The organism is Paenibacillus ehimensis NBRC 15659 (genome assembly GCF_004000785.1).
In the GTDB taxonomy this organism is placed as follows: domain Bacteria; phylum Bacillota; class Bacilli; order Paenibacillales; family NBRC-103111; genus Paenibacillus_G; species Paenibacillus_G ehimensis.
Genome location: NZ_BILX01000003.1, coordinates 138,967 through 152,705, shown reverse-complemented (window position 1 = coordinate 152,705; position 13,739 = coordinate 138,967). Strand labels below are relative to the sequence as shown.

Genomic DNA, 13,739 nt, shown 5'->3' with positions numbered 1-13,739 from the left:
ATGAAAGAAATGGTGGAACGGATTGTCGAACTGAATGTTAGCCGGCTGGACGCCTTGAAAGCCGTAGATAAGCCCAAGATCGGCTGGACGTCGATCTATACGCCGGAAGAGATTTTATATGCGGCGGGCTTCATTCCTTTCCGGATCATGGGGAAGACCGCCAGCAACACGTCGGAGGCGGGCGCGCTGCTGGGCAACAACTATTGCTCTTATTTGCTCAATTGTCTGGGCGAAGGCATGGACGGCGTCTATGAATTTACGGACGGAATCGTGTTCGTCGACGAATGCGATTGGAGAAAACGGCTGCACGAAACGTGGACCCACCGGATTCAACCGAAATACAGCTTCTTCCTGGAGCTTCCCAAAGCTCTCACCCCGATCTCCAGGGACTATTTCCGGAGGCAGGTCCGCGGCATGATCGAATCGCTGGAGCAGCATTTCGGCTGCCGCATTACGGAGGAATCGCTGCGGGAGGCGATCCGCTTATTTAACGAAACGCGCCGGCTGCTGCAGCGGATGCACGAACTGCGGAAGCAGGACGTCATGTCGCTCACGGGGAGCGAATTGCTGAACATTGTGAAATCCAGCACGGCCGGTATGCGGGAGCAATACAATCATGAGCTGTCCCTGCTGCTCGGCGCCATGGAAGCCCAGCGGGAAACCAAAAAAAACAAGCCCCACAAAGTGCTGATCTGCGGCAGTTATTTCGATCACGATAACATCGTCGACGCTATCGAGCAGACCGGAGCGAAGGTCGTATGTATGGACATCACCAACGGCGTCAAATATTTCGAAGGACAGATCGACGAGCACCGCGATCCGGTCGAGGCCATCGCCGATTACTATTTTGACAAAGCGACCTGCGCCCGGATGTTCGAATCGGATATCCGACTGAACCATTTGGTCAAGCTGATCGACGAATACGATATCGATTCGGTCATCTACTTTTCGCTTAAATTTTGCGACATTTATTCGATGGATTACCCTTACATCCAAAGCAAGCTCAGCGAGAAAGGCACGCCCGTACTGTTGGTCGAAGGCGAATGCAGCATGACGAATATCGAAAGCATTCGCACCCGGATTCACACCTTCCTCGAAACGATGATGTATTAATAAAAAGGAGAAGAGCGATGAGCCAATTTAAAGTGGAAGCGAAAAGCCGCGAAGAGCAGTACAAAAAGATGATGTCCGTCCTCGAAACGTACCGGGCCGAGCCGTCCGATCCGTCCACGTCGCTGAAAGCGGCGCGGATGAGGTCTTTGTTCAACGGTTACCGTTTGACGCAAGCCTATAAAGAGGAAACGAAAGTAGCCTATGTTGTCGAGCAGTTTCCGAATGAAATTGTCTTTGGCTTCAATATGGTTTCCTGGAACATGGAGTCGATGGCGATCCTGCTCGCCCAAACCGTCAACGTGGACCCGTTCATTAATTTGACGCAGGAGAAAAGTCTTTCCCGGGACATTTGCTCGTTTCTGCGCGGGTCGCTGGGCGTCATGCTGGCGAACGGTTACCCGAATCCCGACCTGGTGCTGGTGAACGATCAGCCGTGCGATTGCCTGGCCAAAATGGGGAACATGTCGAGCAAGCTGTACGACTGTTCGTTCCTCTCGATCAATACGCCGAACCTCATCAACGAAGACACGCTGGCCTACCTTGTGGAGCAATTGAAAAAGCTTATCGCCGATATCGAAAGTACCTTGCAGATCCCGTTTGACGAAGAGCGGTTCCGGCAAGTCGTTCAATATTCGAACGAAGCGAGAGACTATTACTGCAAGACGATCGAGTTGAACAAAACCTATGAGCTGCCCGGCGTGTCCAGAGAATTGCTCGAAATTTTCGGGATGAACGGCTTCGGCTTGAAGGAAAACGTGCAAATCTGCAAAACCTTGTACGAAGAAGCGCTCGAAATAAGCAAGCAGTCCGACCCGAAGAAAAAGAAGAAGCGGATTCTGTGGGCAGGCCAGGCGCCACACAACGATCACGAATTGATCCGTTACTTCGAGCAGCAGGTCGAGATCGTCTACTGGGCGCCGCTGTGGGAAGCCAATCTGGTATCGCTGGACCCGGCAGACCCGTTAAAAAGCATTGCGGAACGGGCGATTTTGTATCACTGGAACTCCAAACGGTTAAAAGAAAATATTTCTCAGGTTTGTACTTCATTTCACATCGATGGTGTTGTAATATCTAATATATGGGGTTGTAGGAACATGATGGGAATTAGTTCGATGATTCGGGAGATGTCCGGCGAACAAGGACTGAAGTACTTGACGATCAACGTGGATTACGTAGACAAGAACAATTATGCGTTCAATCACGTGAAAAACCGCATCGACGCTTTTCTGGAAATTATGAGCGACTGAATCCTCAACTAATCCGGGATAAAGGAGAATAACCCTATGATAACCTTAGGAATTGATATCGGTTCTTTGTCGACCAAATCTGCGATTCTAAACGACGACAGCGTCGTTGCCTACGATGTCGTGTACACCGGAGGCGATAACCGGCAATCGGCGGAAACGACGTTCAACAATGTACTGGCGAAAGCCGGACTCACGAAAAAGGATATCGACGTCATCGTCACGACCGGCTACGGCCGGGAGAACGTGCCGTTTGCGGATAAGCACGTATCGGAGATTACCTGCCACGCCAAAGGAATGCATTTCTTGAACCCTTCGATCCGGACGGTTCTCGATATCGGCGGGCAGGACAGCAAGGCGATCCAGATTGGGGAAAAGGGCAACGTCGTCAACTTTATGATGAACGACAAGTGCGCGGCGGGCTGCGGCCGGTTCCTCGATATTATCGCCAGAGCGCTCGGGGTCAAGCTCGAAGAGCTGGGCGGGATTCATCAGACGGCCACCTCGACGGCCCGGATCAGCAGCATGTGCACGGTGTTCGCCGAAACGGAGGTCGTCTCTCTGGTCGCGGTCGGCACACCGACGCCCAGCATCATCAAGGGCGTGCACGAATCGATCGCGACCCGGGCGATCGCGCTGCTCAAGGCGGTGGGCATCAAGGAGCCGCTCGGCATGAGCGGCGGCGTCGCCAAAAATATCGGCATCGTCAGCGCGCTGCAGGATCTGTTAAACATGAAAGTGGAAGTGACGGATTACCCGCAAGTCACGGGAGCGATCGGGGCGGCTTATATCGGCCGGAGCGCGTAGCCGGCGGGTGCTGTAAATCGGGATACCATGAAAAGGGGAGTCGCTTGTGTCCATGTCACCGGAGACGGAAAAAGCGCACGATGCAGTTGTCATCGGGCCGGCAAGCCGGGAGCAGTCCATTTCGATCAAAACGATTTTGAAAATTACGCTGCCCGTCATTCTTTCGATGTTTTCGCTCAATTTGATGGTATTTGTCGACCGGGCCTTTGTCTCGATGTACGATCTGGGACAATTTGCGGCCGTCGTGCCGGCTGGTAACGTAGGGACGGCGATTTCGAGCATATTTATCGGCATCGTCGGCTTCGTCTCCACGCTGATCGCCCAATATTACGGGGCCGGCAAATACCCGAAATGCGCCTCATCGATGTGGCAGGGCGTCTATCTCAGCATCTTTTTTTCGGCGGTGCTGCTCCTGGTGTCTCCCCTTGCCGTCAATATTTTCGATTGGATGGGACATACGGGGGAGCTGTTGGCTTACGAACGGCAATTCTTCTACCTGATCATGGTTTCCAGCTGCGTCCAGCTGTTCATTACGGCGTTTTCCGGCTTGTTTCGAGGCGTTGCCAGCACGACGGTCATCATGATGGTCGGGATTCTGTCCAATTTGTTCAATGTGTTGTTCGACTGGCTGCTGATCTTCGGGAAGCTCGGTCTCCCGGAGCTTGGGGGAATCTGGGGCTCGGGCATTGCGACCATCGGCAGCTCCGTGCTCGCCGTGATCGTGTATATGATCTTATTGGGAAGACGGGGCGTTCAAACGAAGTATGAGATTTCGTCGCAGACGAAATGGGACGGCGCCTTGCTCCGCAAGCTGCTTCGCTTCGGGTTTCCCGCGGGCATTCAGGCGTTCCTAGGCACCGGGTATTTCAGCCTGCTGCTGCTGATCATCGGCAAGACCGGGGAGTTTCCGTTGTCCGCTTCCAATATCGCATTCACCATCGAAGGGGTATCGATCTTCCCCGTCTGGGGGCTGGGCGCAGCCATCGCCATTATTGCCGGCCAGGAGAAGGGAGCCGGACGCCTCGATAATGTCCGGAGAGCCGCGAAACTGGGGCTTGGGATCGGGCTTGTGTTCAACGTGCTGATCATCTTTATCTTCAATTTGTTCCCGCAGGCTTTAATCTCGATCTTCGGAGGCGGGAAGGAGCAGGAAACGTTCCTGAAGCTGATGGCGGTCACCGTCCCGCTCGTCCGGCTCACCTCGCTCTGGATCGTGTTCGACACGATGCAGATCATCATCGGCAATGTGCTGCGCGCGGTAGGCGACACGATGTTCATGATGGTCATCTATATCGTCGTTCCCATTCTCTTCTATATCGTCATTCCGTACCTGTTCAGCGTCGTCTGGGGGCTTTCGTTAATCTGGATCTGGGTCGCATTGGTCGTTTATTCCATGGTGATGCTGCTTCTGGTATCCGTCCGTTTTCTGGGCGGAAAATGGAAGCGGATTGAAGTCATCTGAACGGAGGCGGCCCATCGTCCATCACTATATTCCTATCGGGAGAGGTGCATGAGCACATGGAGTTTTCAAATGTATACGAGGACGCTGAACGGGCGGAAGCCTACGCTAAATTGGAGTTTCCAGGGACGTACTACTTGGCCTATCGGGATTTGCCGGAGATGCTGACCAAACATATTTCCGGTACGGGCGCTCTGGATTTCGGATGCGGAGCGGGGCGGTCGACCCGTTTTTTGCGGGATCGCGGCTTTGACGTGATCGGCATCGACATTTCGGCCGATATGCTTGGCAAAGCAAGAGAAATGGACGCGGCCGGCGATTACCGGCTCATTCCGGAAGGGGATTTGCGTCTGCTGGACGGGGCGACCTTCGATCTGGTGCTGTCCATGTTCACCTTCGATAACATCCCGACCTTGGAGAAAAAGCTGCAAAATTTCAGCCAGCTCGCCGCTTCGCTGAAGGATGGCGGGAAAATCGTGATGGTCGTTTCCTCACCTGAGATCTATCTTCACGAATGGGCTTCCTTCACGACTGCGGCTTTTCCGGAAAACCGGCATGCCCGAAGCGGGGATAAAGTGAAAATCATCATGAAGGATACGCACGACCAAAGGCCGGTAGAGGACGTCATGTGGTCGGACGCCGCTTACCGGGATATTTTCGACCGGACCGGGCTTCACGTGCTGGAAATGCATCAGCCGCTTGGCCGGGAGGAGGAACCCTACCCCTGGATTAACGAAACGCGCATTTCGCCATGGGTCATGTACGTACTTGGGAAGAAATAAGCGTTTTTGCAAGGCGGGGAATGTCCCGACGCGGCCGGAGCGATTTACTCTTCACGGGGGAAAAGGCAGCTCGGTTCGGGACATTTTCCCGATTTTTTTCTGCACACTCGATCGGGTGAAGGAGCCATGCTCTCTTCTAAAGTTTACATAATATATATTATGTTCACTTATTTCGCTGTGCTTGATTTGAAATAAATGGGACGAAAATTATTGACCAAACGGTCTGGAAATGATAATATTCCTTCATAGAGGGAAGGAGGTGTAACATTATGCCCATTCAGGACTGAATGGTCTGGAATCATGTTTTTTTACGTTTGTCGGGATGTCGGTCCAAATTTTTTTTCATCAAATCAGACTGTTTGGTCTGAAAAATTCAATTCGAGGTGATTGCGATGTCCATTCGGACGACAGATTACGAAACGAGGCTTGCCACGGCGCAAGCGATGATGGAGACGTTTATGAAATCCATGGTCGAGAAAGATATGGACCGCTGGATCGAGCTGTTCGACGACAATGTCGTGTTTGAATTTCCTTACGCTCCCGACGGGTATACCCGGAAGCTTGAAGGGAAGTCTGCGCTTTATCAATATGTTAAGGAGCTGCCCGGGATCATCGAAATCGATCTCTTTACGGCGCCCGCCATTCATCAGACCTTGGATCCGAATGTGTTCATTGCGGAATTTGGAGTCAAGGCAGGCCGGGCCGTCAAGACCGGCAAGCCTTACCTTCAGACGTACATCTCCGTGATTGAAACGAAAGACGGCAAAATCATGCATTACAAAGATTATTGGAACCCGCTGACGGTCCTTACAGCGCTTGACGAAGAAAGCGGTCAATAAGGATTCTTTACGATAAGGAGTTGGTCGTATGGCAGACGGCAAAAAAATTCTTGTTACAGGCGGAAGCGGCAAAACAGGAGGCCGAATCGCCAAGCGGCTGGCGGAGCTCGGGCATGAGGTACGCACGGCCGGCCGCGGCAAATCGATTTTCGGCAGCGCCATCGAGCATGCGCACTTCGACTGGTTCGATGAGAGCACCTTCGATCCGGCTTTAAAGAACGTGGACAACATTTATTTGGTCGGCCCTGTCGCCGTGATGGAACCGTTCGACATCATGCTTCCTTTTCTGGAGAAAGCCGTAAAAGCGGGGGTGCGCCGCATGGTCTTATTGAGCAGCGCTTCCGTGCCCGAAGCGGGGCCCGTGTTCGGCAAGGTACACCAGGAGCTGCGCCGGATGGTGCCGGAGTGGGCGGTTCTTCGGCCGTCGTACTTCATGCAAAATTTCACGGAGGGGCATCACGGGACAACCATTAAACGTGACGGAATCATCGTCACCGCAACGGGCAACGGCCGTGTCGGCTTCGTGGATGCCGACGATATTGCAGCGGTGGGGGTGCGGGCCTTAATCGACAAGCAGCCGCATAATACCGATCATATCATTACCGGTCCGCAGTCATTAAGCTATGCGGAGGCGGGGGAAATGATCGGCTCGGCCACAGGTCTGACGATCCGGCATGTGCATACGGACACCGAGAAGCTTGCAGCCGGATTCATCCAAGCCGGGATGCCTGAAAATTATGCTTTCTTCCTGGCGGGCTTGGATCAAGCGATTCACGAGGACGGAACGGAGGATCTGGTTACCGACGTGGTGGAGCGCCTGACCGGACGTCCGCCGAGATCGCTCGAAGATTTCGTCCGGCGTCACGCCGCTTTTTGGAAAAATCCCTAAACAGCCCGAAGGACAGAATTTGTTTGCACAGGAACTAAGATGTATAATGAGATAAACAAGTTGACAGGCCAAACCCTGATCAGGAGGTTGACTCAATGACAGAGAATCATGTGTTCCGTTAGGTCCGAGGGCCCCCGCCGCATCCTATTCGCCGCCATATCAAATTTTGGCTTGGGAGGACGAATATGGATATTTTGATTAGAGAACTGACGGCAGGGGACGGAGACCGCTGGATGGATATCGATGGCAGCTTTATCGTGGATTCTACCCTCGTCCTGTCATTGACGGGACAGCGCATCGGATATACGGTGAAAGAGGTACCCGCTTATAAGAAAAGCTACGACGACGAGCCGTTTGCGGAAGAGGTGGAGACGGATGATTCGGACTACATCGGCAACCCGGATCAAATCGTATATTTGGCGTTCGCAGACAATCAAGTCGCGGGGCAAATGATGTTGAAAAGAAACTGGAACAAGTATGCCTATATCGAAGACATCAAGGTAGACCCTCGTTACAGAGGCTGCGGCATTGGCCGCAAGCTAATCGAACGGGCGAAGCGCTGGGCAGTGGAAGGCGGCATGCCGGGAATCATGCTGGAGACGCAAAGCAGCAACGTCCGCGCATGCAAGTTCTATGAAAGCTGCGGCTTTGTCATCGGCGGGTTTGATTCTTACGTATACAAAGGCATAAATAAACAAAGCGATGAAATCGCGATTTATTGGTACCTGATGTTTGAATAAGGCGGTTAGCGCCTGCTTGCGAAGAGGGTATGGAACGCAAGGGAGGAAGGGAAGCTTGCGCAGAGCGGGCACGCCCCCCTTGCAGGGCATGCCCTCTTTCTCGTCGCTATGTAACAATCATCCGCTTAGTTCATTCAGTTCTTTGCTCAAATGGTTGAGTGTCGCCGCCCGTTCCTGCGCCTCCTGCCGGTCAAACAAGAGCTGCTCCATAAATTCCCAGATGTCCTCCAATTTGCGTCTGTACCGGTAAAATTGCAGCACATCAGGATTGATTGCAAAATCGCGGTGAACGTTCCGGTAGACGTCTGCAAAATCATCATAATAAGGTTCGTCAACGAAGGACATCAGATCGGCTTCAACGGGAGCCAGCTTCAACCCTTCCCAATCAATCAGCATCAGCTTCCGGCCGGATTGCATCAGATTCCAGGGGTGAACATCGGTATGGCACAGGGCCATTCTCAAATCCCGGTTCTTCAAATCGGCAGACAGCTTCCCGACAGTATCGATCCGTCCAATAATTTGTTCCAGATGAGGGGACATCAATTCCTTGACGTCAGGAGGAAGGTCGTTGATCTCCCGATTCAATGCCGTCCTTAGCTGCGGCAGGAACGGAACCGTAAAGTCTTCCTTAATCTCCTTCGTTTCCACCGGGATTTCTTCTCCATACAAATGAAGCTCCGCGATCATGCCCGAAAGCTCATGAACCTGCTCCGCGGTTAAAGCTTTCCTGCCGACCGTTTCTCCCTCGATATATTCGTACAGCAAATAAATCCCTTCGTCATCTTCACATTTGTAAGCGCCGGTGTTGGTCAGCACGGGGACGGGGAGCTTGCCTTTCAAGCCGCTATACTGCATAAGCCAAACCGTGATAGGCACATATTGATCAATGAGCGCGGTCCATTTCGGAGTCGATGCCCGGCTTTTCTCGTAGAGCTTCAAGAAGTAGGCATGCTTGCCGCTGTATATTTTAAAGGCCAGTGCCGACCAGCCGCCTCGTTGTGGCAAAATGTTAGCGGCATCCAGATGATAATGTTCTTTCAAAATGGCTTTAATCTTGTCCATAAGCTAGCTCCTCCTGCAAAAATTGGTAGCTTTATTATAAAACATGACACGGGACACGGTCCAAATTCATGCAGGACATTTACAAAATGATGCAATCAGTTTACAAAATTAGGTGACAAAATCCGATCTCAAATATTTGCTGGAGCGAAAATAGGTCTATGCGAAGCGGAGCGTTCGATCCTATTTGCTGCAGACTTGACGGGCAAGCTTATTGCCGTGTATCGTGGTCAAGAAGTGCGCATCGAGCATGTGAACGCACGAGCCGTGTGGCTATATCCTTTTCATTACGTTGAAAAGGAAAGGGGGGCTTACATTGATCACGGCGAGTGAGATTCTTTCGATCATAGGTGACGGCACGTTTCTGGAACGGGTTTTCAACAAAGAGGTGGATTGGGACGCTGAATTGGACGCCAGAGATGAAGCTGAATTCGCCGAAGCGTGGAGTTCCAGTTACGAGAAGCTGGAAGCAATGCATCCGTCTGAAGATACGGTGACCCGTGAAATTAGGGAGACTGTGTTCAAGCAAACATTTCGGATCACGCAAAGTCCGGAGCTGGCCGGGTATGCATCGGACGACTTCGGCCTGATTGCCAAGGCATTCGAAAACAAGCTCGATATCGAATTTGTCCATAACCTATGGGATTCCTACACGAAAGGAAGCTTTCCGAAGTAGGACAAAGCGGAGGATTGCCTACCGCATCCTGAATCATCGACCGGGTGATGTATAGACACGACCTTTAAGGCGCGTGTCTTTTTTGCATTTCAGGATGATTTTAAAAGTAAATGAAAAATCACTCTTCACAACGTAACAATGTTATGTTACATTATTTTGAAGGAGGTGCTGGCACTGATACGGGAGAGGATAAGGAGGGAAGCTTTAGCATACCGTATGGGCCGGGACGGGGATTGGCCGAAGCTGAAAGACACTTTGTTTCTCGATGAAACGGCTGGTGTGCATTTATCCAGCTTTGGCAGAATCGATTCCGAGCAGCTCGCATCGAACACGGCTGCGCCTTGCGATATGTGTTATCCCGCCTGCATAAGGCTAAAACAACGAAACAATGTTTTATTTCAAAAAAAGGTGTTTTATATGGAGTAGACGGGTGGTCCGCTAATTTCGAAAGAGGGCCGCCGGAAATCACAAGGAGGTTGGAACATTTGGTTAAGGAAAATGCTAAAAACCCGAGTCTTTTTCGCAATCGTTTCATGCAGACGATTCTGCTGTCCAACATGCTGCTGCAGATCGGCATATGGGTGCGTAATTTCGCGATTCTTCTTTATGTTGCGGATAGGACGAACAACGATCCGAGTGCCATTTCGCTGATCAGCGTAGCGGAATTTGCGCCTATCTTCATTTTTTCGTTCATCGGGGGTACGTTTGCCGACCGCTGGCGGCCGAAGCGAACGATGATCTGGTGCGATCTGCTGTCCGCGGTTTCGGTTTTCGCCGTGCTTGCGACCGTTCACTACGGATCTTGGCAGTCCGTCTATCTGGTCACCTTCATCTCGGCCATTCTCTCGCAGTTTACCCAGCCTTCGGCCGTTCGGCTGTTCAAGGTTCATGTGCCTGAAGAGCAGCTGCAGCAAGGGATGGCGCTGTTCCAGACGCTGATGGCCATCTTCATGGTGCTCGGTCCCATGCTCGGCACCTTCGCCTACAGCACGTTTGGACTGGAAACGTCGATCGCGGTGATGGGCGTGGCTTTTCTGCTATCGGCGCTCATGCTAACCCGCTTGCCTAAGGATAAGACGGAAGCACAGACGGAAGCCGTAAAAGGCCAATTCCGCGAACAATTCGTCGAAGGCTTCCGTTACGTCTGGCAAAGTCAAGTGCTGCGGATGCTTGGAGCCGCGTTTATTCTGGCCGGTCTCTCCATGGGCATTACGCAAACGCTCGGCCTGTTCGTCGTCACGGAGCGGCTTGGAAGCGATGAGAAATTTCTTCAATATCTTATGATGGTGTACGGTACCGCTATGCTGATCGGCGGCGGGCTCGTATCCGTCTTTGCAAAGCGCGTCGCACCGCAGCTCTTGCTCGCCGTCGGCATGCTAATCGGCGCCATATGTACGGTGATTGTCGGATATTCGACAAGCATACCGATTACGCTCGGAGTGCAGTTTTTGAACGGGCTTGTATTTCCTTGCATTCATATTGGCATCAATACGATGATTCTGAAATGGTCGCCGGCATCCATTGTAGGAAGGGTTAACGGGGTGCTGAGTCCCATGTTCGTCGGGATGATGGTCATTTCGATGTCTTTCGCCGGCGCGCTAAAGGATGCATTTTCGCTGGTATCGATCTACACCGGCGCGGGACTGCTGCTTCTTCTCGGCGCCCTGGCCATGATGCCGATCATGAACAGCAAAGCGCCGAAGCATGCGCAGTCTGCATGACCGGCCGCCGTCGATTTGAACAAGAATGCGCATTGAACGGCATCCAATAATAACGTATAGCTTTCCGGGAATCCTGCCTGTCGGCAGGATTTTTTTCGTTCGGACACCGCCGTTCCGAAAAACAAAATGAATTTGTGATTGCAGTCACAAACTGGCGCTGCCGAATCCGCTACACTGTAGATACAGTGAAAACAATTCTCATTTGGACCGGACGTTCGCTCCGGCCAATGGATTGGGGGAAGAAGCATGAAGCGAGACGTAAACGTAGTGGAGCTGGATGTGCGGCCATTTTTGCGGAAAAAGCTGGAGCCGTTCAAGCAAATTATGGATGCGGTGGATGGGTTGGAGCCGGACGATGTGTTCGTGCTGCATGCGCTGTTTAAACCTACGCCGCTGCTCGGCATCATGAAGGCTAAAGGGTATGCCAACAAGGTCGAAAGCGTCGGAGACGATCATTGGATCACCGCTTTCGCCAGAGGAGCCGGGGCTCGGGCGAAGCTGGAAGCCATGTCGCTGCAATCCTTCAAAGATGAGGAGGCCGGGTCATGAGCAGCCGTGTCACGGAATTGGACAACCGGGGGCTGGAGCCCCCGCAGCCGATGCTGCGTACACTGAAGGCGCTGGAAGACATGGGGAACGGGGACATTCTCGTGATTCACAACGACCGGGTCCCTATGTTTTTGATCGAGGAGCTGCGGCGGCTCCAATATTCGTATGAAGTCGATCCGCAGCCGGACGGCACCGCCAAAGTCGCTATTACGAAAAAATAGCTTTCGGAAAAAGCTATCTGCATGGAGGTGCATGGTATGCTTCGACTGCCGCTGTTATTTATTGCCACCGGGATTGTCAGCTTTGTCCTGTTTCATGCAGGATCTCTGTTCACCGCCGGGGGCTGGGCGCTCGACCATCCCCGCAGCCCCGATGGCTGGTTTCGCGTTCATTTGCTGGTGCTGGACTGGGCGACAATGGTCGCGATGGGAGCGGTTTACCAGCTGATCGATGTCGTGCTTCAACGCCGTATTTTCAGCCGCATACTTGGCTATGTGCATTATGTATTTTTCACGGGAGGGACGGTCATCCTGCTGACCGGATTTTTACAAAGCCGGGTCGAATGGATCGCCGTCGGAGCCGTCGCCGCAGTCACCGGCATTCTGCTTTTTGTCTGGAATGTCGGACGGACGCTGTGGGAGGCGAAGCGCTGGAATCCGATCACTCTAAGCACCGCCTGCGCGCTGTTTTATTTGGCAGGGACCGGACTGCTCGGCTTGGCGATGGGCTTAAACTTTGCGTTTCCATGGTGGGCGGACGTGCACGAACGTTTGCTCGCCGCTCATATCTGGCTTGGGACGCTCGGCTGGTTCGGGCTGCTGATTACCGGATTCAGCTATAAAATGCTGCCGATGTTTTACTTGTCCCACGGCGCCTCCGACAGGCCCCAGTACATTATCCTCGGACTGTGGAATGCGGCGGTCATCGTGGGCGTGTGGGCTTCTCTGGGGCCGGGCGGGTCCTGGCCGTTGCTTGCGGGGATTTTGCTGCTCGCGGCGGCGCTGCTCGTATACGACCGGTTGATTCGTGACATCCGCAAGCACAGTCATAAAGCCTCGCCGGGGCGCGGGATTGTATGGACCGTTTGGAGCACCCGAGCTTTGCTCGTTTTTTGCATCCTGTCGCTTGGCATTGGGCTTGCGGCTCCTTCGCTGCTGACCAGCTTGTCCTGGATCATTATCGCCGGTTGGGTGTACCTGTGGGGATGGGTGGCGGTTACGGTTCTCGGATACATGTCGAAAATCGTGCCGTTCCTATGGTGGACGCACAAATACGGCGATCAAGCCGGGAGGCCCGGGGTGCCCGTCATGTCCGATCTCATCAGCGAACGCAGCATCGATGCAGGGATGTGGGTGATGGCTGCGGGGCTGCTGATTGCCTTGGCGGGCATGGGAGTCATGGAACCGCGAGCTGCCGTCACAGGCATAGCGGCGTTATCCGCCGGCGCTTTGTTTTATATCGGCGTGATCGCCAGAGTGTTTACCAAATAATAATGGTGCTTTTGCCTTTGTACACAAGAGAGGAGAGAATGCCATGACAACGCAAGTAAACGAAGAGACGGTGCGGCGGCAGCTGATGCTGGTGTTCGACCCGGAGCTCGGCGTCAATGTCGTAGACCTCGGTCTGATCTATGGCATTGACATCAAAGACGGGCACATCGCGGTTCGGATGACGTTAACGACGCCCGGCTGCCCGCTGCACGATACGATCATCGGCGGTGTGCGCCGTGCTTTGGAGGGAAAGCCCGGAGTTGCCAGCGTCAGCGTGGAGGTCGTATGGGAGCCGCAATGGACGCCGGACCGGATGTCGGACGAAGCAAAGCGTCAATTGGGCGCTTGGTAAGATCCACGGAGAAGGCGGC

At 53.1% G+C, this 13,739-nt stretch carries 15 protein-coding genes; 14 read left to right on the top strand and 1 reads right to left on the bottom strand.

Features of this window, described 5'->3' with window-relative positions:
• From PEH01S_RS02855 to PEH01S_RS02820, 8 genes are all read left to right on the top strand, one after another.
• Positions 1-1,113 carry a 2-hydroxyacyl-CoA dehydratase subunit D gene (locus PEH01S_RS02855; protein ID WP_127483876.1) on the top strand — a complete coding sequence of 371 codons (1,113 nt, stop codon included), beginning with the start codon at positions 1-3 and terminating at the stop codon, positions 1,111-1,113.
• A 17-nt stretch (positions 1,114-1,130) separates the two neighbouring features.
• Positions 1,131-2,360: a 2-hydroxyacyl-CoA dehydratase family protein gene (locus PEH01S_RS02850; protein ID WP_127483875.1), complete on the top strand. Its 1,230-nt coding sequence runs from the start codon at positions 1,131-1,133 to the stop codon at positions 2,358-2,360.
• 36 nt (positions 2,361-2,396) lie between these two features.
• The gene (locus PEH01S_RS02845; RefSeq protein WP_025848130.1) at positions 2,397-3,164 is read left to right on the top strand and encodes an acyl-CoA dehydratase activase; all 768 of its coding nucleotides are present in this window, start codon (positions 2,397-2,399) and stop codon (positions 3,162-3,164) included.
• 52 nt (positions 3,165-3,216) lie between these two features.
• A complete protein-coding gene (locus PEH01S_RS02840; protein ID WP_246062776.1) occupies positions 3,217-4,626 on the top strand; it encodes an MATE family efflux transporter in 1,410 nt (469 codons plus the stop codon).
• A 56-nt stretch (positions 4,627-4,682) separates the two neighbouring features.
• Positions 4,683-5,405 (top strand): class I SAM-dependent methyltransferase, encoded by a 723-nt coding sequence (locus tag PEH01S_RS02835; RefSeq protein WP_127483873.1) that lies wholly within the window; start codon positions 4,683-4,685, stop codon positions 5,403-5,405.
• A gap of 392 nt (positions 5,406-5,797) precedes the next feature.
• A complete protein-coding gene (locus tag PEH01S_RS02830; protein ID WP_025848136.1) occupies positions 5,798-6,244 on the top strand; it encodes a nuclear transport factor 2 family protein in 447 nt (148 codons plus the stop codon).
• A gap of 28 nt (positions 6,245-6,272) precedes the next feature.
• Positions 6,273-7,133, top strand: a complete 861-nt coding sequence (locus PEH01S_RS02825) for an NmrA family NAD(P)-binding protein (RefSeq protein WP_025848137.1) — start codon at positions 6,273-6,275, stop codon at positions 7,131-7,133.
• A gap of 185 nt (positions 7,134-7,318) precedes the next feature.
• The gene (locus PEH01S_RS02820) at positions 7,319-7,873 is read left to right on the top strand and encodes a GNAT family N-acetyltransferase (protein WP_127483872.1); all 555 of its coding nucleotides are present in this window, start codon (positions 7,319-7,321) and stop codon (positions 7,871-7,873) included.
• A gap of 117 nt (positions 7,874-7,990) precedes the next feature.
• On the opposite strand, the gene PEH01S_RS02815 is transcribed toward PEH01S_RS02820, so the two are convergent.
• Positions 7,991-8,935 carry an aminoglycoside phosphotransferase family protein gene (locus tag PEH01S_RS02815; protein WP_127483871.1) on the bottom strand — a complete coding sequence of 315 codons (945 nt, stop codon included), beginning with the start codon at positions 8,933-8,935 and terminating at the stop codon, positions 7,991-7,993.
• Between the two features lie 313 nt (positions 8,936-9,248).
• Here PEH01S_RS02815 and PEH01S_RS02810 point away from each other — a divergent pair, with 313 nt between their 5' ends.
• From PEH01S_RS02810 to PEH01S_RS02785, 6 genes are all read left to right on the top strand, one after another.
• Entirely contained in the window at positions 9,249-9,608 is a 360-nt protein-coding gene (locus tag PEH01S_RS02810; protein ID WP_127483870.1) for a hypothetical protein, read from the top strand.
• Between the two features lie 485 nt (positions 9,609-10,093).
• Entirely contained in the window at positions 10,094-11,329 is a 1,236-nt protein-coding gene (locus PEH01S_RS02805) for an MFS transporter (RefSeq protein WP_407669409.1), read from the top strand.
• Positions 11,330-11,575: 246 nt separating this feature from the next.
• Positions 11,576-11,878, top strand: a complete 303-nt coding sequence (locus tag PEH01S_RS02800) for a DUF2249 domain-containing protein (protein WP_025848145.1) — start codon at positions 11,576-11,578, stop codon at positions 11,876-11,878.
• Positions 11,875-12,099, top strand: coding sequence for a DUF2249 domain-containing protein (locus PEH01S_RS02795; RefSeq protein ID WP_127483868.1), 225 nt, complete (start codon positions 11,875-11,877; stop codon positions 12,097-12,099). Before PEH01S_RS02800 ends, PEH01S_RS02795 begins: the two co-directional genes overlap by 4 nt.
• Before the next feature lie 36 nt (positions 12,100-12,135).
• Positions 12,136-13,368, top strand: coding sequence for a hypothetical protein (locus tag PEH01S_RS02790; RefSeq protein ID WP_127483867.1), 1,233 nt, complete (start codon positions 12,136-12,138; stop codon positions 13,366-13,368).
• 43 nt (positions 13,369-13,411) lie between these two features.
• Positions 13,412-13,720 carry a metal-sulfur cluster assembly factor gene (locus PEH01S_RS02785; protein ID WP_025848150.1) on the top strand — a complete coding sequence of 103 codons (309 nt, stop codon included), beginning with the start codon at positions 13,412-13,414 and terminating at the stop codon, positions 13,718-13,720.
• Positions 13,721-13,739: the final 19 nt, after the last annotated feature.